The sequence below is a fragment of the Marivivens sp. ABH4_498 genome (assembly GCF_056160585.1).
Genome location: NZ_JBSWXL010000003.1, coordinates 346845 through 364124 on the forward strand (window position 1 = coordinate 346845; position 17280 = coordinate 364124).

19 protein-coding genes are annotated in these 17280 nt (G+C 58.4%); 3 read left to right on the forward strand and 16 right to left on the reverse strand.

Going from position 1 to position 17280, the window contains the following annotated elements; translation table 11 throughout:
- Nucleotides 1–42: 42 nt before the first annotated feature.
- The 5 genes from hypF to ACXAGA_RS09090 all read right to left on the reverse strand — a co-directional run bounded on the left by hypF (nucleotide 43) and on the right by ACXAGA_RS09090 (nucleotide 6856).
- The gene (gene hypF, locus ACXAGA_RS09070; protein ID WP_475117157.1) at nucleotides 43–2265 is read right to left on the reverse strand and encodes a carbamoyltransferase HypF; all 2223 of its coding nucleotides are present in this window, start codon (nucleotides 2263–2265) and stop codon (nucleotides 43–45) included.
- Nucleotides 2265–3692, reverse strand: a complete 1428-nt coding sequence (locus ACXAGA_RS09075) for a nickel-dependent hydrogenase large subunit (RefSeq protein WP_475117158.1) — start codon at nucleotides 3690–3692, stop codon at nucleotides 2265–2267. The genes hypF and ACXAGA_RS09075 overlap by 1 nt, the downstream gene beginning before the upstream one ends.
- Nucleotides 3689–4681 carry an NADH-quinone oxidoreductase subunit B family protein gene (locus tag ACXAGA_RS09080; RefSeq protein ID WP_475117159.1) on the reverse strand — a complete coding sequence of 331 codons (993 nt, stop codon included), beginning with the start codon at nucleotides 4679–4681 and terminating at the stop codon, nucleotides 3689–3691. Before ACXAGA_RS09080 ends, ACXAGA_RS09075 begins: the two co-directional genes overlap by 4 nt.
- Nucleotides 4681–5958 carry a sensor histidine kinase gene (locus tag ACXAGA_RS09085; protein ID WP_475117361.1) on the reverse strand — a complete coding sequence of 426 codons (1278 nt, stop codon included), beginning with the start codon at nucleotides 5956–5958 and terminating at the stop codon, nucleotides 4681–4683. The genes ACXAGA_RS09080 and ACXAGA_RS09085 overlap by 1 nt, the downstream gene beginning before the upstream one ends.
- 88 nt (nucleotides 5959–6046) lie before the next feature.
- Nucleotides 6047–6856: a division plane positioning ATPase MipZ gene (locus ACXAGA_RS09090; protein ID WP_475117160.1), complete on the reverse strand. Its 810-nt coding sequence runs from the start codon at nucleotides 6854–6856 to the stop codon at nucleotides 6047–6049.
- Nucleotides 6857–7189: 333 nt separating this feature from the next.
- Between ACXAGA_RS09090 and ACXAGA_RS09095 the strand changes: the two genes are divergently transcribed.
- Nucleotides 7190–8497, forward strand: a complete 1308-nt coding sequence (locus ACXAGA_RS09095; RefSeq protein WP_475117161.1) for a DEAD/DEAH box helicase — start codon at nucleotides 7190–7192, stop codon at nucleotides 8495–8497.
- Between the two features lie 109 nt (nucleotides 8498–8606).
- Here ACXAGA_RS09095 and rpmE read toward each other — a convergent pair whose 3' ends face one another.
- The 10 genes from rpmE to ffh all read right to left on the reverse strand — a co-directional run bounded on the left by rpmE (nucleotide 8607) and on the right by ffh (nucleotide 14810).
- Nucleotides 8607–8828 (reverse strand): 50S ribosomal protein L31, encoded by a 222-nt coding sequence (gene rpmE, locus ACXAGA_RS09100; protein ID WP_475117162.1) that lies wholly within the window; start codon nucleotides 8826–8828, stop codon nucleotides 8607–8609.
- A 12-nt stretch (nucleotides 8829–8840) separates the two neighbouring features.
- Nucleotides 8841–9227 carry a 50S ribosomal protein L19 gene (gene rplS, locus ACXAGA_RS09105; protein WP_475117163.1) on the reverse strand — a complete coding sequence of 129 codons (387 nt, stop codon included), beginning with the start codon at nucleotides 9225–9227 and terminating at the stop codon, nucleotides 8841–8843.
- 272 nt (nucleotides 9228–9499) lie between these two features.
- Complete coding sequence (locus tag ACXAGA_RS09110) at nucleotides 9500–9760, reverse strand: hypothetical protein (protein WP_475117164.1); 261 nt, start codon at nucleotides 9758–9760, stop codon at nucleotides 9500–9502.
- 80 nt (nucleotides 9761–9840) lie between these two features.
- Complete coding sequence (gene trmD, locus ACXAGA_RS09115; RefSeq protein ID WP_475117165.1) at nucleotides 9841–10653, reverse strand: tRNA (guanosine(37)-N1)-methyltransferase TrmD; 813 nt, start codon at nucleotides 10651–10653, stop codon at nucleotides 9841–9843.
- A gap of 20 nt (nucleotides 10654–10673) precedes the next feature.
- Nucleotides 10674–11474, reverse strand: a complete 801-nt coding sequence (locus ACXAGA_RS09120; protein ID WP_475117166.1) for a hypothetical protein — start codon at nucleotides 11472–11474, stop codon at nucleotides 10674–10676.
- Complete coding sequence (rimM, locus tag ACXAGA_RS09125) at nucleotides 11467–11979, reverse strand: ribosome maturation factor RimM (protein WP_475117167.1); 513 nt, start codon at nucleotides 11977–11979, stop codon at nucleotides 11467–11469. Before rimM ends, ACXAGA_RS09120 begins: the two co-directional genes overlap by 8 nt.
- 102 nt (nucleotides 11980–12081) lie before the next feature.
- On the reverse strand, nucleotides 12082–12447 hold the full coding sequence (gene rpsP, locus ACXAGA_RS09130; protein WP_475117168.1) for a 30S ribosomal protein S16: 366 nt from the start codon (nucleotides 12445–12447) through the stop codon (nucleotides 12082–12084).
- A gap of 41 nt (nucleotides 12448–12488) precedes the next feature.
- Nucleotides 12489–12785 carry a chorismate mutase gene (locus tag ACXAGA_RS09135; protein WP_475117169.1) on the reverse strand — a complete coding sequence of 99 codons (297 nt, stop codon included), beginning with the start codon at nucleotides 12783–12785 and terminating at the stop codon, nucleotides 12489–12491.
- Nucleotides 12786–13295 (reverse strand): GNAT family N-acetyltransferase, encoded by a 510-nt coding sequence (locus tag ACXAGA_RS09140; protein WP_086449912.1) that lies wholly within the window; start codon nucleotides 13293–13295, stop codon nucleotides 12786–12788.
- Nucleotides 13296–13298: 3 nt separating this feature from the next.
- Nucleotides 13299–14810: a signal recognition particle protein gene (gene ffh, locus ACXAGA_RS09145; RefSeq protein ID WP_475117170.1), complete on the reverse strand. Its 1512-nt coding sequence runs from the start codon at nucleotides 14808–14810 to the stop codon at nucleotides 13299–13301.
- A gap of 260 nt (nucleotides 14811–15070) precedes the next feature.
- Here ffh and ACXAGA_RS09150 point away from each other — a divergent pair, with 260 nt between their 5' ends.
- Both ACXAGA_RS09150 and ACXAGA_RS09155 read left to right on the forward strand, forming a co-directional pair.
- Nucleotides 15071–15946 carry a LysR family transcriptional regulator gene (locus ACXAGA_RS09150; RefSeq protein WP_475117171.1) on the forward strand — a complete coding sequence of 292 codons (876 nt, stop codon included), beginning with the start codon at nucleotides 15071–15073 and terminating at the stop codon, nucleotides 15944–15946.
- Entirely contained in the window at nucleotides 15937–16824 is an 888-nt protein-coding gene (locus ACXAGA_RS09155; RefSeq protein ID WP_475117172.1) for a DMT family transporter, read from the forward strand. Before ACXAGA_RS09150 ends, ACXAGA_RS09155 begins: the two co-directional genes overlap by 10 nt.
- Here the strand turns inward: ACXAGA_RS09155 and ACXAGA_RS09160 are convergent.
- Nucleotides 16787–17140, reverse strand: a complete 354-nt coding sequence (locus tag ACXAGA_RS09160; protein WP_475117173.1) for an ArsR/SmtB family transcription factor — start codon at nucleotides 17138–17140, stop codon at nucleotides 16787–16789. The two genes, ACXAGA_RS09155 and ACXAGA_RS09160, sit on opposite strands and share 38 nt — an antisense overlap.
- Nucleotides 17141–17280 lie beyond the last annotated feature (140 nt).

Here is a 17280-nt window from a genome sequence, read left to right on the forward strand (position 1 = left end):
GTTGCGAGCGGTCGCTTGCTAACCGACTTTCCGTCTGGCTGGTTAGATGGTTTTCGCCGCCGCGATCAGCGCCTGACCAAAGGCCAACCCGCCGTCATTGGCCGGAGTCGTTTTGTGAACCAGAACCGGCGCGTCGATCTTTAGCGCGGTCAACCAGTCGCAGGTTAACCTATGGAGCAGCGCGTTTTGAAAGCATCCACCAGACAGGACAATCGCGCGTGCCTGATTGTTTGCCACCGCTTCTGCGGCCGATTGGGCAAAGGCCCGCGCAAGCGCCGAATGGAACCGAAGCGCGATGGTTTCCACCGCCACACCCAGCGCCAAATCGTAACGGATCATCGCCCACATGTCGGCGGGGTCGATGCGCGACCCCGTTGTCGTGATGTCGTAATAAAACGCCATGTCATCTGGCGATGCCTTTTGTGCCAATGCCTCTAGGCGCATCGCGGCTTCGCCTTCGAACGTTTGTTTGTCGGCGCAAATGCCCAAAACGGCCGCGACCGCGTCAAACAATCGGCCAGCGCTGGACGACACCGGCGCGTTCAATCCCGCAGCCACAGCGCGCCGCAGGATGTCGCGTGGCGCATGGGCAAACAGCGCGTCCGCCCAATCGCCCATTCCGCATTGGTCCAAACGGGCCAGCGCATTGCGCCACGGTTCGCGGGCCGCCATATCACCACCCGCCAAAGGCGCTGGAGTCAATCCGCCGACCCGTTCGAAACCGGCGTAGTCGCCCAGTAAAACCTCACCGCCCCACAACGTGCCATCGGGCCCTAGTCCTGTGCCGTCCAGAATGATCCCAACGACGGGCCCGCCGTTCAAAGGCCACCCGTTTTCCCCCATGCAGGCCGCCATATGCGCGTGATGGTGCCAGACGTCGATCAGGGGCAGGTCGGACTGTTTGCCGAACTGCGTCGATCGGTATCCGTCATGCGCGTCAACCGCCGCCGCTTTGGGTGTGTGGTCAAACAGGTCGGAATAATCCCGAACGGCTTTTTCGAATTCGCGGGCGCACAGCGCGTCGTCCAGATCGCCCATGTGGTGCCCCAACAGAGCCTGCCCGTTTTTCGTCAAACAGATCGCCGACTTCATCTGTCCGCCATAGGCAATGACGGGCGCAGCCGTTTCAAACCCCGCGGGCATCGGGATCGTGCCTGGCACACGCCCCCGCGCGCGGCGCAGAACCATCGGCGGATCGGCCCGTTCGACGCTATCATCCAGCCGCCGCTGAATATCACGGTCGTGCATAAGGAACGCATCGGCAAAATGCGTCAGCTTTTCGCGGGCTTCGTCATTGGCGATCACTTGCGGTTCGCCAGATAGGTTGCCCGACGTCATCACCAGCGGTCGCTGAACCGCGTCCAAAATCAGGTGGTGCAGCGGCGTATAGGGAACCATCCATCCCAGCTGTATTTGATCAGGGGCCAGTTCGTCAGGCAAAGGCGCCGCTTTGTCCAACAAAACAATCGGCGCGGCAGGATCGGTGATCAACGCGCGGTCGGCATCGCTGATTTGCGCATAGGTTTCGATCATGTCGATTGGGGCCATCAGGGCCAGCGGTTTTGTCGGGCGATGCTTGCGGCGGCGCAATTCGGCTATGGCCGCTGGATTTGTGGCATCACAGCATAGGTGAAACCCGCCCAACCCTTTGATCGCGATGATTTGCCCGTCCTGTAGCCGTCGCGCGGCATTCGCAATAGGGTCATCTGCTGCGGGTTCGATCCAGACATGCGGCCCGCAATCGGGGCAGGCAATGGGCTGCGCGTGAAACCGCCTGTCTGCGGGATCGGCATATTCCGCCGCACAGGCCGCACACATGTCGAAAACCGCCATTGATGTCTGCGCGCGATCATATGGCAGCTGTTTCAGGATCGTGAAACGCGGCCCGCAATGGGTGCAATTGGTAAACGCATACCCCTGCCTGCGGCCCGAACTGCGGATTTCGGTGACGCAGTCAGGGCACGTCGCGGCATCAGGTGTCACGCGTGTTTCCGCGCCCTTGGCCCCGCTTTGGGCAATGGTGAACCCTTTGCCCAATGCGGCGTCGATTTCCGACACCTCGATCGCGTCGATCCGCGCTAATTGAGGAGTTTCCCCCCGTATCGCATTCAGAAACCCATCATCGACGCAGACGCAACGGATCAACACGCCTTCGGCATCGTTGCGCACGTCCCCTTCAACGCCAAATCGCTGGGCAAGCTGCCAGATAAAGGGGCGAAACCCGACGCCTTGGACTTGGCCCCGAATGCGGATTTGAAAAGCCATCAGTGGACCGTGCACACCATACAAGGATCAAAGCTGCGCACGATATGCTGCACCGCGATGGGCGTTTCTTCGTCGTCACCAACAGGGGCGCCAACCAGCGCGGCCTCTAACGGGCCGGGGGTGCCGGCCGCATCGCGCGGGCCGAAATTCCATGTGGTTGGAGCGATGATTTGATAGCCCGTAATTTTGCCGTTCTCGAACCGAGTCCAATGACCTAATGCCCCGCGGGCGGCTTCGACCAATCCTTGGCCTTGGCCCGATTTTGGCATGTCCCACGGACCCATGAAACGGTCCTTGGGATCAATTTGAGCGGCCAGATCCTCTAGCAACATCTGGGTGCGGGCGATTTCGATCAGGCGGCCCACAACACGTGCCATGGCTGATGGGCGATCCGCCAGATCGCGGGCCAATGGGTTGCCGTCGATGATTTGACGGGCAAAGGCGCCCGTTTCGATGGTTTTGCCGTTCAGACGTGGCGCTTTGCACCAGCTATAGGCGTCATCGCGCATGTCCTCATCTGGGGCGGTGCGCCCATCGGTTGGGTGGGCCGTGTCGCCCAGCATCCATGCGTGGCTGATGTCTTCGGTGATTTGGGCGGTGTCTACGTCGTGCAGCGCACCATCCCACATACCCGCCGCAAAGGCCCGTTTTCCAGGCAAAGGATACGCCCCAAAGGACATGAACCGACCCGGTCCCATCCCGATATCGTCTAGCCCTGTATCCGCCGCGATCCGCAAAAACAGGCCCGCATCCCCAGACGTCCAGTCCATCAGGCTGTCGCGGGCGCTAAGTGCGGCAAACTGTTCCGTTGGTGCGCCGAACAAGGTGGTTTCCAGATATCGGCGGCAGCTGCGCAGGGCGGTTTGAATGCGGACTTTGTCCGATAGGGTGGGCGCTTTGGTAACGCCAGCGGGTTGGATCGCCAATGTGTGGGGCCATTTCCCGCCCAGCAGCCCGACGATATGCAACAGTTCTGCGCGGGCTGTCACAGCGTCGCGCGCGGCAGAGCCCTGTTGTGCCGTGAACCGCGCGACGGCCTGATCGTGCCACGTGCGGCCCGCGTACACGGGGCGGGCGAAATCTGGCATAAAGAACAGGTTAAAATGCGTCAGGTGATCGGCAAGGTTTTCAACCGCGTGCAGAATCGCGGCGATCAGCATCCCCTGATCTGGCATGTCCGCCCCAGCCGCATCCGCCAAAGCAAACGCCGCCGCCGCTGATTGGCTGATCGAACAAATCCCGCAAATACGCGGCGTGATTGTTAATGCATCGCGCGGGTCTTTGCCCAGCATCATCATTTCAAACCCGCGAAACAGCGGCGAATTGGTGTAGGCCGCCGCGACTGCGCCATCACGGACGTCCAGACGGACCTCTAGGTCGCCTTCGACACGGTTGAAGGGGCCAACAAGCAGATTTCGGTCGGTCATGATTTGGGTACACGCAAGGTTGGAGGCACGTCTATCCTGTCGCTTTCGGCGTTGGTGGCGATGCGGTTGGGTGTCGCGGCCTTGGACAGGGATGCCAGCGCCATAAACCATGCCTTGGGCATGTCAGTGGGCAGCCCCACAGGGATACCAGCGATTTTTGGCGTTTCGGTAAAGCTGTGGCGCGGTTCTTCGAATTCGGGGGCGGTGCAGTTTATGCAGGGATATCCGCCGCGCGTGCAGGACCCCGATCCGTTCCACGGGCGGATGTTGCAATCGCCCACGGCTTGGGTGCCGACGCAGCCCAGATGTTCCATCATGCAGCCGATTTGGCTGAGTTCGCGGGCCGATGCCTTGTATTCGTAAAATTCGTTTTTCGAACAGCCGTGGTGCACCAGATGATCGGCAAAGAAACGGGGGCGGCCCATACCGTCCAGATCGGCGGTGGTCAGGCTGTTATCAGCGAGCATCAGGAATGTTTCGGTGACCCAGTCGGGGTGCATCGGACAGCCAGAGATATTGATGACAGGTAGCCCGCCGTGCGCGCGGAAATCAGCGTCGAAAATCCCGCCCTGATGCGATCCGTCGAATTGCAGACCCACAGCATCGGACGGATTGCCGCCCGCAGTGGTCACGCCGCCATAGGCCGCGCAGCTGCCCACAGCCACCACATGTTTTGCGTGCGGGGCCAGCGATGTCACCCAATCAAGCAGCGACCGGCCCGTACCCGATAGCATCTGATATTTGCCCGTGTTGCGCGGGCCGCGCGCAATCGCGCCTTCGACGCATAGAATGTCGATCTGGGTGCGGCCCTGTTCGATGTCGTCCAGAATGGCGCGCACTTCGTGGCCTGTTTCGACGGACAGGGCAGGGTGCCAGACGAATTCGATCCCCGCCGATGCCAGCAGGTCGAACACATTGGGGTTTTCGGCGCACAGCAGCGACATGGTGCAGCCGCCACAGCCAGAGGCCTGAAGCCATAGGACTTTCATCAATCAGCCCCTTTCAGGCTTAGGCGGAAACATGCGCCTTTGTCCTTAGGGATAAGGGCCAGACTGCCGCCGTGTTCTTCGGCGATTTTGTGGGAAATGGACAGGCCCAGCCCCGTGCCTTTGCCAACCGGTTTGGTGGTAAAGAACGGGTCGAAAATGGATTGCGCGATGTCAGGGCCGATACCGGGGCCGTTGTCGGTAACTTCGACAAATGCCATGTCGCCCTGCTGGCCAACGCGGATATGGATTTCGGCGCCGTCCATGCCTTCGACAGCGTCTAGCGCGTTTTGGACAAGGTTCATGATCACCTGTTGGATATGCCCGTCACGCCCCATCGCAGCCAGTTTCAGCAGCATATCGGTATGGATTGGGGCGTGGCTTTTCATGCCGCGCACGACCCAATGAGTGGCAACGCGCGTGGTTTCAACCAGATCAAAGGGGGCAAAATCACCCGTGCCGTCCGCCGATAGCCTGCGCAAATCTTCGACGATGTCGCGCACGCGTTCGGCGCCATCGCGCGCGCCATCAATCGCGGTGCGCATGTTCGACAATTCGCGGCCCAGTCGCAGGTCTTGGCGCAGGGCAATCAGGTCCTGACGCGATGCGCCGTTTTCGACGGCTTCGAAATAGGTGACGAAACGCGATACGTATTTTTCCAATGCGTGGGTGTTGGCGTAGACGAACGAAATCGGGTTGTTCAATTCATGCGCAACGCCTGCCAGCAGGCGGCCCAGCGACGCCAGTTTTTCGTTGCGCACCAGATGGGTCTGCGCTTCTTGCAGGGCGCGGTGGCTGTCCTCTAGTTCGGAATAGGCATGACGGAGTTCGCCAACAGGGCGGCCGATCAAAACTGCGCCCAGACTTTTGCCGCGGTCACCGAAGCGGGGCGCGATGGACATGTCCAGCGGGGTAGGGCCATCAGGCGTGGGCAGGTCAATTTCTGCGCGGGCGGCCATGCGGGTTTGGATCACGCTTTTGACGGCGTCATGCAGGCGCGGGTCGTTGCCGATGGTCGATAGGGGCTGGCCCTGCACATCAGCGGGGCGGATGCCCAGCAGCGCCTCGAACGATCCAGCGGCCTGTTCGACGGTGCCATAACGGTCGACCACGATCAGAACGTCCGACACCGACGCAAAGACCGACGCCATAAAGCTGCGCATTTCGTCCAGTTCGGCATTTCGCGCCTCTAGCTGGGTTTGATAGTCGACCAGTTCCGCATAGGTTCTGTCGACGGCGCGCATCACATCCACCCATGTTTCGTCTGAAACATCGGCCATACCGGCAGAGATGGATGGATCGTGGGTCACGTTAGGCTCCTCTGGGGGACTAACGTAACCACTTTTGGTTGTTGATCAATCAGGTAGATCAGAAATCAGGGGTCACGCCCGGCAGATTTAGTTCCTTGATCAGTTCGCGTAGTTCCTGACGCGCGGCCAGATTGGAAATGTTCAGGTTGGTCACGCCAACGTCGCGCAGATCCAAAAGAGTCAGGCCACGCGGGAACAATTCGCGGAAAATCACGCGTTCATTGAAACCGGGCGCAGTGCGGAAACCGATGCGTTTGGACAGTTTGGCCAGCGCGGCTTCCATCTTTTGTTTGTTGACCATGGCCTGAGCACCCAGACGGTTGCGCACAACAATCCAGTCGATCGGTTTCAGACCAGCCTGAGCGCGCAGCTGACGGGCGCTCCAGACCATTTCGGAATAAACGGATGGGCCAGTGATGGTTTCGCCGTCCGATTTGATATGCGCCAGCAGGTCAAAATCAACAAAGCTGTCGTTCAGCGGCGTGATCAACGTGTCTGCCAGCGAATGGGCAACTTGGCTAAGACGTGTGTGCGACCCGGGGCAGTCGATCAGGATGAAATCGCAGGTCTGTTCCAGATCGGCCACGGCCATCGACAGTCGGCGGTCAAACGCGTTTTCACCTGGTTCCAGTTGGGATTGGTCGATTTCTGGCAGGTCGCGATACAGCGGCATCGCCAATTCCAGACCTTCGGCTTCCGCGAATTTGGCGCGGTTATCCAGATAGCGGCCCATGGATTTCTGGCGCAGGTCCAGATCAATCGCGCCGATTTTGTGCCCCATACGGGCCAGCGCCGTGGCCACATGCATGGAAACAGTGGATTTTCCGGCCCCACCTTTTTCGTTACCGACGACAATAATATGCGCCACGCGAACACCCCAATGTTGTTTGTTATCGGCACTATATGACCGACTATGGGTAAGGAAAAGACGCCAAAGCGCGATTTCCTGTGGATGACTGCCCCATTGACTTGTGCATGGAAATGCTGCATGTGCAGCTCACGATACATGCCGACCCGCGTGAGGTCTGCGCCGATAAACAGGGCGCAACGCAGTATCCCAACAGGTTCCCAACATCACGCAAGGGGCCGCGCAGTTCCGGCATTATGGCATTCGGCCCGATGCGAGCGACCGGCGCAACTCTTGCAACGCCGGTTCGCCGGCCAATAGCGCCCGCATTGCGTGGCGCGGAACAGGATTATTATGGATTTCGATATGCTGGGGCTGGCCCCCCGCCTGATCAATAAACTTGCCGAAATGGGTATCACCGAACCGACCCCCATTCAGGCCCAAGCCATCCCGCACGCCATGAACGGCAAAGACGTGATGGGCCTTGCGCAAACCGGCACGGGTAAAACCGCTGCATTCGGTCTGCCTATGCTGGACGCGCTGTTGAAAAACGGCACCAAAAATAAACCCAAAACCGCACGTGCGCTGATTTTGGCCCCAACCCGCGAATTGGCGAAACAGATCGCGGATAACCTTGCTGCGTTTTCCAAAGACACCCACCTGAAAACGGTTCTGGTCGTTGGCGGCGCTGGCATTTCGGGTCAGGCGCGCCGTCTGGAAAAAGGCACCGCCGTTCTGGTGGCGACCCCTGGCCGTCTGCTGGACCTGATCGACCGCGGCGCCGTGACCTTGTCCGACACCGAATTTCTGGTGCTGGACGAAGCCGACCAGATGCTGGACCTAGGGTTCATCCATTCGCTGCGCAAAATTGCGACCATGCTGCCTGCGGAACGTCAGACCATGCTGTTTTCGGCGACCATGCCAAAACAGATGTCGGAAATTGCTGCCAGCTATCTGAACAACCCTGTCCGTATTCAGGTTAACCCTCCGGGCCAAGCGGCGGAAAAGATCGACCAGTCTGTCCATTTTATCGCCAAAGCGGCCAAGGTTGACCTGCTGATCGAACTGCTGGACCAACACCGCGACGAACTGGCGCTGGTGTTCGGCCGCACCAAACACGGCATGGAAAAACTGGCCCGCATTCTGGACAGCAAAGGGTTCGCCGTTGCGGCGATCCACGGCAACAAATCCCAAGGTCAGCGTGACCGCGCGATCAAGGATTTCAAAGAAGGCAAAGTGCGCATTCTGGTGGCGACCGACGTCGCAGCACGCGGTATCGACATTCCGGGCGTGAAACACGTCTATAACTACGAACTGCCAAACGTGCCTGATCAATACGTGCACCGCATTGGCCGTACCGCACGTGCGGGCGCCGATGGCGCGGCGATTGCGTTCTGTGCACCTGATGAAATGGCGGAACTGCGCGACATCGAAAAAACGCTCAAGGCATCGATCCCTGTGGCGTCGGGTCGTCCGTGGGAATCGGATGAGCCTGCACCAAAACGCGGCGGTCCACGCCGTTTCGGCAAAGGCGGAGGCGGCGGTGGCCGTGGTCGCGGCAAACCGCGTGACGGCAAACCCCAAGGCGCAGCGCCAGCAGCGGCCAAACCAAACGGCGGACAGCGTCGCCGTAAACCGCAGCAGAAACGCAGCAACGGTTAAAATACGAAAACGCAGGCCCCGCGGCCTGCGTTTTTTTATGCGCCCTGACAAAACAAAAACGCCGCGCAAAACCTGCGCGGCGTTTCCGTTAAATCCGAAAGGAAAGGGATTAGAAGCCCAGACCTGCGTATTTGTTTTTGAACTTGGATACACGGCCGCCCTGGTCCATCAGACGCGACGAACCACCGTTCCATGCTGGGTGCACGGATGGGTCGATGTCGAGAGCCAGCGTTTCGCCTTCTTTGCCCCAAGTGGATTTCATGACAACGGTCGAACCGTCGGTCATTTTTACTTCGATGAAGTGGTAATCTGGGTGGATGTCTTTTTTCATCTCGCCGTCTCCTTACGCGTCTGCGCCGTTGTTCAGCGGCTTGTAGTTGGTCTGCTCGGCAATACGTGCCGATTTGCCGCGACGCGAACGCAGGTAGTACAGTTTCGCGCGACGTACTTTACCACGACGTACAACTTCGATGGTTTCGATGTTGGTCGAGTACAGTGGGAATACGCGCTCTACGCCTTCGCCGAACGAGATTTTGCGAACGGTGAACGAACCAGCAATGCCCGAACCGTTTTTACGGCTGATGCAAACGCCTTCGTAGTTCTGAACACGGCTACGCGAACCTTCGGTTACTTTGTAACCAACGCGGATGGTGTCACCCGCTTTGAAATCTGGGATGTCTTTACCCAGAGAAGCGATTTGTTCCGCTTCGATTTGTGCGATCAGATCCATCTGATGCTCCTATCAATGCTTGTGGTTAGTCCCACAAAGTTTCTTACGTCCCCAGAGCTCTTGGTCTTCTTTCGGGTTCACCGCAGTGCCCGCCAGAGGGTTCAGGTCGTGTTGCTTTGGTCTATTTCCCACCGCCCGAAACACGCCCGAAGAAAACCGCGCAAGGCAATAGAAAACGGCCTAGTGGAATCAAAGATACCCTAGACACCGCGCGTATAGGCGATTGGGGGGCAGGGGGCAAGTCTTACGCGGGCTGATGCCCCGTAAACGGCTCATTTATTATTCAAGGCCTCAAGGAGCTCGGTGGTGCGCTTGGTATTGTGGTAAATGCCAAATCCTAGGTACATCAGTCCACCGATCAAGAACACGTACACAGACCCGAAAACCAATGCTAAAATACCTGAAAGAACACCGCCACCTTGGTAGCTGGGTGTTACGAACAGAAAGATGCTAATACCGACCATACTAAGGGCCAGTAGCCCAATAAAAACCGCTACTACTTTTTCAGATGTTCGGATGAAAAAATCACGCATTAGTCTGCACCATAATGAAAATTGAATTCAACCGTTTAAGCATAGGTGCAGGTTAATATCAACCTTTAGGTGTGTCGCTGTCAGTTTTTGCGCTTGTAGTCTGCTTGCCAATTTTCCCACATATCAGGCCGACGTTCTTTCGTTAGCTCCTCAGCCTGCTCTTTGCGCCATTTTTCGATGTTGGCGTGGTGGCCAGAGGTGAGGACTTCGGGGATTTCTAACCCGCGCCACGTTTGCGGGCGGGTGTATTGGGGGTGTTCCAGCAGGCCGTTGGAATGGCTTTCGTCCTCGATGCTTTCGGCGTTGCCCAGAACGCCGGGGATCAGGCGGACGGTGGCGTCGATCATGGCTTGGGCGGCTAGTTCCCCGCCTGTCATGACGAAATCGCCCAGCGAAACCTCTTGGATACGGTAGGCGTCGATCACGCGTTGGTCGATGCCTTCGAAACGGCCGCAAATCATGGTCAGCCCGTCGTATGACGCCCATTCGCGCGCCATCGCCTGATCAAACCGTTTGCCGCGTGGCGACAGGTAGATCAGCGGCATATTCCCGCGTGCAAATTGGCCCGCATGTTGGATCGCGTCGTCCAGAACGTCGGGGCGGATGACCATGCCCGCGCCGCCGCCCGCAGGCGTATCATCGACGTTTTTATGTTTGCCGACCCCAAAATCGCGCAAATTGATCGTGCGCAGCGCCCATTTGCTGTCTTTCAATGCGCGGCCCGTCAGGCTTTCGCCCAGAACACCCGGAAAGGCGTCAGGCATCAGCGTGATGATCTGCGCCGTCCACGTGCCGACCCATTCGGGTTTTTCCGTCAAAAGGTCGGTTGGTTTCAGCGTGGGGCGGATGACCTTGCGGCCAAGAGCGCGGGGTTTTGGGGTATCGTCGGTCATGTCAGCGTCATAAGCGAAGTTCAGGTTCTGCGCCAGCCGCCAAGCTGGGCCTTTTGCGCCAGCGCATCTTTGGCGTCGCGCAGGGCGTCGTCGGACAGGTCGGATCGGTTGAGCGTCAGGAATTCGGACCAAAGCGCCTGTTCGGGCCCCTGATTGCCGCGCCCAACGGCAGCAAAGCCTGTCAGATCGGTCCAGCCGAACAGGTTCAGCAGCGCTCCGCCCGGGCCAAAGGGGTGGGTCTGCGATTGTTCCAGCGGCAGGTCCGTCACGCAGTCGCCCAAGGCGCCGCGCAATTGGGAAAACACAGGCGCAAAATCCGTAGAGGCGGCGTAGCGGGTGCGATAGTCATCCCAGTCTAACGTCAACCGCTGGCCTTTCAGGTGATGGCGGTAGGCCGAAAACAGCCAGTCATCCTCGCCGCGCGTCGTCAGAACGATTTCCAGGTTTTTCGTCTGAAACCGATCCTTCAAAAACTCGGCGGTGTAATCGATGATGACGGGGGCGGCGACATAGGTGTCGACCTTGGGCCAACCGGGTAGGTGACCGCACAACGCTTCGCAACTAATCAAAATATCGCGGTTGTCTTCGGGCGTTGCGTCAAAGACGTCTGTCAGGCGATCCACCAGATCGGCAAGCTCTAGCGGGTTGCCCGTGCGCGAATAGCGGTGCGCGATCTGGGTCGCAGGTTTCATATGGCGCAACATGAACAGATGCGCGCGTTCGCCAATCAGATCGCGGTTGAGCCAAAAGAAATGCTGGATCGAACTGGTGCCCGTTTTGTGAAATCCGGGGTGCAGTAAAATCCGGCGCGTTTTAGGCATCTGGGAACAGGCCTTCGGGCGGGTCTGCGATGATGCGGCCTGCGGTCAGGTCAACGGTTGGCACGTTCGCCATGGTGAACGGCAAAAGGATCGTGGTTTTGTATCCTGCCTTGTGCACCTCTAGCAGGTCAGTCGCGCCGTGGTTTTGCACCGCGCGCACAGCGCCCAGCAGGGCGCCGCCCGTGTCAAACACCTCTAGCCCGATCAGGTCGGCATGATAGAATTCGTCGTCCGGCAGCGTCGGCAGCACATCGCGTTCCGCGTATAGGGGTGTGCCTTTCAACGCGTCGGCGTCCTCTTTCGTGACGATGCCGTCCATCCGCACGGTCAGGCCGTTGTTGGTCATGCCGGTCACGACGATCACGGGGAATGCGCGGCCCTCTTGGGTGTAAAGGGGCGTGTATTCGGCGATATCTTCGGGATTGGTGCAGTAGGATTTCAGGCGCACTTCGCCTTTGACACCAAAGGCACCGGCAATTGCGCCAACGATCACACGGTCAGTCATGGTAGGCTCCTTGGCGAAATCTTGGGGTTAAGATTTGGCAAAACAGCCACAAAATCAATAGGAAACCGTTCGGCCCGCGTGGGGCCGAACGGTCTGTGCTGATTATTCTTCAGCAGCTTCTTCTGCAGCGGCAGCAGCTTTTTCAGCTTTTGCAGCAGCGCGTTCCTGTGCAGCTTTGCCTGGAACAGCTTTTTTCGGGTTGTTGCGCTCTTTCTTAGCAACAACGCCAGCAGCTTCTAGGAAACGCGATACGCGGTCGGTAGGCTGAGCGCCTTGGTCCAGCCAGTACTGAACGCGTTCCATGTTCAGCTTAACGCGGTCTTCGCTGTCTTTTGCCAGCAGTGGGTTGTAGGTGCCCAGTTTTTCGATGAAACGGCCGTCGCGTGGCATGCGCGAGTCAGCTGCAACAACTGCGTAGTGAGGGCGTTTTTTCGAACCACCGCGAGCGAGACGGATTTTCATAGCCATGGGTTAATCTCCTTGAATGGCGTGGTAACGGCGCAGCGCCGTTAGGATTGGTGTTGTTTGTGGTGTTGGATCACTTCCTGAATGACGAAATTCAGGAATTTCTTAGCGAATTCAGGGTCCAGATCGGCCTGTCCCGCAAGGTCGGTCAACCGTTTGATCTGTGCCTCTTCGCGCACGGGATCAGACGGAGGAAGTTCGTTTTCAGCCTTTAGAACGCCCACCGCTTGGGTGTGTTTGAAACGTTCGGCCAAGGTAAAGACAAGGATCGCATCCAGACGGTCGATGCTTTCGCGGTGGCCGCGCAGTAGGGAGGCGGCTTTTTCAACGGTGTCAGTCATTTACAGATCCTCTGGTTTCGGGTGGCGATACACCCAAACGGCTTTGCCTTCGGGTTGGGCGGCGGTTTCATCCAGAACCGCGCCCAGCTTTTCTGCCAGACGGGCGGAGCGGGTGTTGCCGATGCCCACATAGCTGACCATCGTGTCCCAATCCAGAACGCGCCACGCGTGATCGATGGCGGCGGCGGCGGCTTCGGTTGCGATGCCTGTGCCTTCTAGATTTGGATCCCAAATGGTCCAGCCAATTTCGTTTTCAGGCCAGTCGCCCGGCGTCCAAGGGCCGATCATGCCCAGTGGGGTATCGTCGCCTTTGCGGGTGACGATCCACATGCCGTGGCCCAACATCGCCCAGTGACCGCATTCTGTCGCAAACATCCGCCACGCCCGACCATAGTCCAGCGGGCCGCCGATACCGGCAGCGCGGTCGGACATGAAAAATTCGATCGCAGTGTCGATGTCCGAAAGTTTGGGTTCGCGCAGAATAAGGCGCTGGGTTTCGATGGTCTCCATCGATTATTTCTTTTTCCCTAGGCCCGACAGACCACCAGGCAGGCCGCCCATTCCGCCTAGGCCGCCCATGCCGCCCAAACCGGGCAGTTTGCCGCCCAATGCTTTGGCGGCTTGTTCCATCGCCTTTGGATCGTTCATGTCTGGCATGCCTTCGGGCATTCCGCCTTTGCCGAACATCTGTTTCACAGCCTGTTTCAGCGCGCCGCCTTTGCCCATTTTGCCCATCTTTTTCATGACGTCGGCCATCTGTTTCTGCTGTTTCAGCAGTTTGTTCAGTTCCGACACCTCTAGGCCTGCGCCTTTGGCAACGCGTTTTTTGCGGCTGGCCTGCATCAGTTCAGGGTTGGCGCGTTCTTTTTTCGTCATCGAATTGATCAAAGCGATCTGGCGACGCAGCATAATGTCGTCAAAGCCAGCCTCTTTGATCTTGCCAGCGTGTTTCGCCATGCCGGGCATCATGCCCATCAGGCTGTCCATGCCGCCCATTTTGATCATCTGTTCCAGCTGCATTTTCAGGTCGTTCATGTTGAAACGGCCTTTCTGGAACCGTTTCATCATGCGTTCAGCCTGTTCGACCTCTAGCGTTGCCTGTGCCTTTTCAACCAGCGCAACGATGTCGCCCATGCCCAGAATGCGGCCAGCGATACGTTCGGCCTCAAATGTTTCGATCGCGTCCAGTTTTTCGCCCAGACCCACGAAACGGATCGGTTTGCCGGTGATCGCGCGCATCGATAGCGCCGCACCGCCACGGCCGTCACCGTCCATACGGGTCAGAACAACGCCCGACACGCCGATTTTATCGTCGAATTCGGTCGCAACGTTCACGGCGTCCTGACCTGTCAGGCCGTCAACAACCAGCAGGGTTTCGCGCGGGTTAACAACGTCGCGGACATCCGCGGCCTGTTGGATCAGTTCGGCGTCGATGTGCAGACGGCCCGCGGTATCCAGCATATAGATGTCATAGCCGCCCAACGATGCCTGCGTTTTCGCGCGTTTCGCAATGGCAACGGGGTCTTCGCCTTTGACGATCGGCAAGGTGTCGACGCCGATCTGCTGACCCAAGATCGCCAGCTGTTCCATCGCCGCAGGGCGGTTCACGTCCAGCGATGCCATCAGCACGCGTTTGCCGTCGCGTTCTTTGAAACGTTTGGCCAGTTTCGCGGTGGTGGTGGTTTTACCCGAACCTTGCAGACCGACCATCAGGATCGGCGCAGGCGGAGTATCAACCTTTAGGCGGTCGTCGCCTTCGTCGCCGGACAGTACCGAAATCAGTTCGTCGTGAACGATTTTCACAACCTGCTGGCCCGGCGTGATCGATTTGGTGACCGCGCTGCCGGTGGCTTTGGATTCAACGGATTTGATGAACGACCGCACGACAGGCAGCGAAACGTCAGCCTCTAGCAGGGCAACGCGCACTTCGCGTAGGGCGGTTTTTACATCATCAGCGGACAGCGCGCCCTGTTTCGTCAGACGGTCAAAGACCCCGCCAAGGCGTTCGGATAGATTTTCAAACATGCCATGGCCCTCCAAAGACCTGTATAACTCACATGACCGACAGATAGGTGCCGACCGCTCAAACCTCAATCGCGCCCATGGGCGCAACGCGCTGATGGACGGCGATCCCCCCATATAGGGAAGGGACCGGAAGACTCGGCTTCCGGGGGATTTGGGTTGCTGTTACGCCCGCATCACATCTGAGTCAAGTCGGCATGAACCCTTGCGGGGGGCGTGAAACCTAATAAATATGGGCCAAGAAATAGAAAAGGCTGATTTCAATGGAACATTGGGATGAAGTGCGCACCGCATATCAGGTCGCGCGTTTGGGAACGGTTAGTGGCGCTGCCGACGTTTTGGGCGTGCACCACGCAACGGTTATCCGTCACATCGATGCGTTGGAACAGCGACTTGGCGTGAAATTGTTTCAACGCCACGCGCGCGGATACACCCCGACCGAAGCAGGCCACGATCTGCTAAAGGTCGCGCAGGCAACCGACGATCAGTTCAGCCAGCTGGGCGCGCGTTTGCGCGGGCAGGGCGATGGCGTGTCGGGTGATCTGACGGTGACGTCGCTGGCGTCTTTTTCCACGATGCTGACGCCTGTGTTGGTGAAATTCCAGCAGGCCAACCCCGATCTGCGGGTGCGGTATCTGACGGGCGACCGCCTGTTCCGTCTGGAATACGGCGAAGCGCATGTTGCGATCCGCGCAGGTGCCGCGCCGGATCAGCCTGACAATGTGGTTCAGAAATTCATCAATCAACGCACGGCGATGGTTGCATCCCAGTCGTATATCGACCGCAAAGGCATGCCGACCGCGGATGATGATTTGGCCAACCATGACTTTGTCAGTCACGACGATGACGACAGCCGCGCGCCGTTCCATCGTTGGCTGATGAACAAAGTCCCGCTAGAGCGGATCGTCTATCGCACCATGGACAACCGTTCGCTGCGCGATGCGATTGCGGCAGGGGCGGGGATCGGGTTTTTGCCGACTTATGAAATTTCGACCATGCCCGGCATCGTCAAAATCATGGATGCCCGCGATGAATGGTCTGCCGATCTGTGGCTGGTGACCCATGTGGACCTGCACCGCACGCCCAAGGTCAAACAGTTCCTGTCCTTCCTAAAGGAACAGGCGGGCACTTGGGACTAAAACTATCGGCCCACATGCAGGGCCACGCCGCGATGCTGTTGTTCTCGTTCGTCGTGGCGGGGTCTTTTTCCTTGGGCGGGAGCGTTGCCAATGACATTGCGCCGACGGCATTTAACGCCGTTCGGTTCTGGATCGCTGCGATCATTCTGGGCGGGGTGGCGATTTATCAGGGCAACGCGGGCCGTGAACATTTCGTCAAACCGTGGCGGTATCTGGGCCTAGGGTCCATGTATGTCGCCTATTTCGTGTTGATGTTTGTGGGGCTAAAAACCGCGCCGCCCGTCAATGCGTCGGCAGTGTTTACGCTGACACCGATATTGGCGGCGATCTTTGGCATCTTTATCGTGCAGCAGTTTGTATCGCGGCGGATTGCGATTGCGCTGGCCTTTGGCGGGGCGGGGGCGGTCTGGGTCATCTTTCGCGGAGACATTGACGCGCTGATGGCGTTTCAGGTCGGCAGGGGCGAAGCGATCTATTTCATCGGGGTTGTCAGTCACGCGTTCTACACGCCCTTTGCCCGCCGTTGGAATTTCGGCACGCCCGTGATCACGTACACATTCGGTACGCTGCTGACCTCGGCCGTTTTGATCACGATTTATGGCTGGGGCGATTTGATAGCGACCGATTGGGCCGCGCTACGCCCGCTGGTCTGGATGACACTATTATATATCGCGGTGTTCGCGACGTCGCTGTCGTCGCTACTATTACTATACGCGACCATGCGCCTGCCGTCGTCCAAAGTGATGGCCTATACCTATCTGGTGCCATCATGGGTGATCGTGTGGGAAATCGTCCGCCACGGGTATCTGCCGCCTGTGATCGTATTGGCGGGGGTCGGGCTTACTCTGCTGGCGCTTCTGCTTCTTCTTCGGGAATGACGCCTTCGGACGCAAGAAACAATTCGAACGCGTCCAAATCCAGTCCATCCATCTGACCAAAGCCCTGCATCCAAACGCTGGCTTCGCGCAGGGCGTCGGGTTCCAGTTTGCACCATTTCACACGGCCGCGTTTTTCTTGCGAAATCAAACCCGCATCCGCCAAAACGGTCAGGTGTTTGGAAATCGCGGCCAGCGACACTTCGAACGGTTCGGCAACGTCGGTGACGGCCATATCGTCCTCTAGCAGCATGGACAGGATCCTGCGGCGGGTCGGGTCGGCCAAAGCCATAAAGATGGTATCAAGTGATGCTGCCATAACAGCGATTAATGATACCCCGCGCAAAAGGTCAACCGATTGGTTGAATAACGGATTTCGGGCCAAATACACGCCTATGGGGTGGGGTGCCTGACTGTGGATAAAACGGGCCGAGGTAAAAAGTTATACTTATCAATGCG

Bases quoted from the DNA above. Each gene is read 5' to 3' on its own strand.
- hypF (WP_475117157.1), bottom strand. From the start codon at position 2,265: ATGGCTTTTCAAATCCGCATTCGGGGCCAAGTCCAAGGCGTCGGGTTT.
- ACXAGA_RS09075 (WP_475117158.1), bottom strand. From the start codon at position 3,692: ATGACCGACCGAAATCTGCTTGTTGGCCCCTTCAACCGTGTCGAAGGC.
- ACXAGA_RS09080 (WP_475117159.1), bottom strand. From the start codon at position 4,681: ATGAAAGTCCTATGGCTTCAGGCCTCTGGCTGTGGCGGCTGCACCATG.
- ACXAGA_RS09085 (WP_475117361.1), bottom strand. From the start codon at position 5,958: ATGGCCGATGTTTCAGACGAAACATGGGTGGATGTGATGCGCGCCGTC.
- ACXAGA_RS09095 (WP_475117161.1), top strand. From the start codon at position 7,190: ATGGATTTCGATATGCTGGGGCTGGCCCCCCGCCTGATCAATAAACTT.
- rpmE (WP_475117162.1), bottom strand. From the start codon at position 8,828: ATGAAAAAAGACATCCACCCAGATTACCACTTCATCGAAGTAAAAATG.
- rplS (WP_475117163.1), bottom strand. From the start codon at position 9,227: ATGGATCTGATCGCACAAATCGAAGCGGAACAAATCGCTTCTCTGGGT.
- ACXAGA_RS09110 (WP_475117164.1), bottom strand. From the start codon at position 9,760: ATGCGTGATTTTTTCATCCGAACATCTGAAAAAGTAGTAGCGGTTTTT.
- trmD (WP_475117165.1), bottom strand. From the start codon at position 10,653: ATGACCGACGATACCCCAAAACCCCGCGCTCTTGGCCGCAAGGTCATC.
- ACXAGA_RS09120 (WP_475117166.1), bottom strand. From the start codon at position 11,474: ATGCCTAAAACGCGCCGGATTTTACTGCACCCCGGATTTCACAAAACG.
- rimM (WP_475117167.1), bottom strand. From the start codon at position 11,979: ATGACTGACCGTGTGATCGTTGGCGCAATTGCCGGTGCCTTTGGTGTC.
- rpsP (WP_475117168.1), bottom strand. From the start codon at position 12,447: ATGGCTATGAAAATCCGTCTCGCTCGCGGTGGTTCGAAAAAACGCCCT.
- ACXAGA_RS09135 (WP_475117169.1), bottom strand. From the start codon at position 12,785: ATGACTGACACCGTTGAAAAAGCCGCCTCCCTACTGCGCGGCCACCGC.
- ACXAGA_RS09140 (WP_086449912.1), bottom strand. From the start codon at position 13,295: ATGGAGACCATCGAAACCCAGCGCCTTATTCTGCGCGAACCCAAACTT.
- ffh (WP_475117170.1), bottom strand. From the start codon at position 14,810: ATGTTTGAAAATCTATCCGAACGCCTTGGCGGGGTCTTTGACCGTCTG.
- ACXAGA_RS09150 (WP_475117171.1), top strand. From the start codon at position 15,071: ATGGAACATTGGGATGAAGTGCGCACCGCATATCAGGTCGCGCGTTTG.
- ACXAGA_RS09160 (WP_475117173.1), bottom strand. From the start codon at position 17,140: ATGGCAGCATCACTTGATACCATCTTTATGGCTTTGGCCGACCCGACC.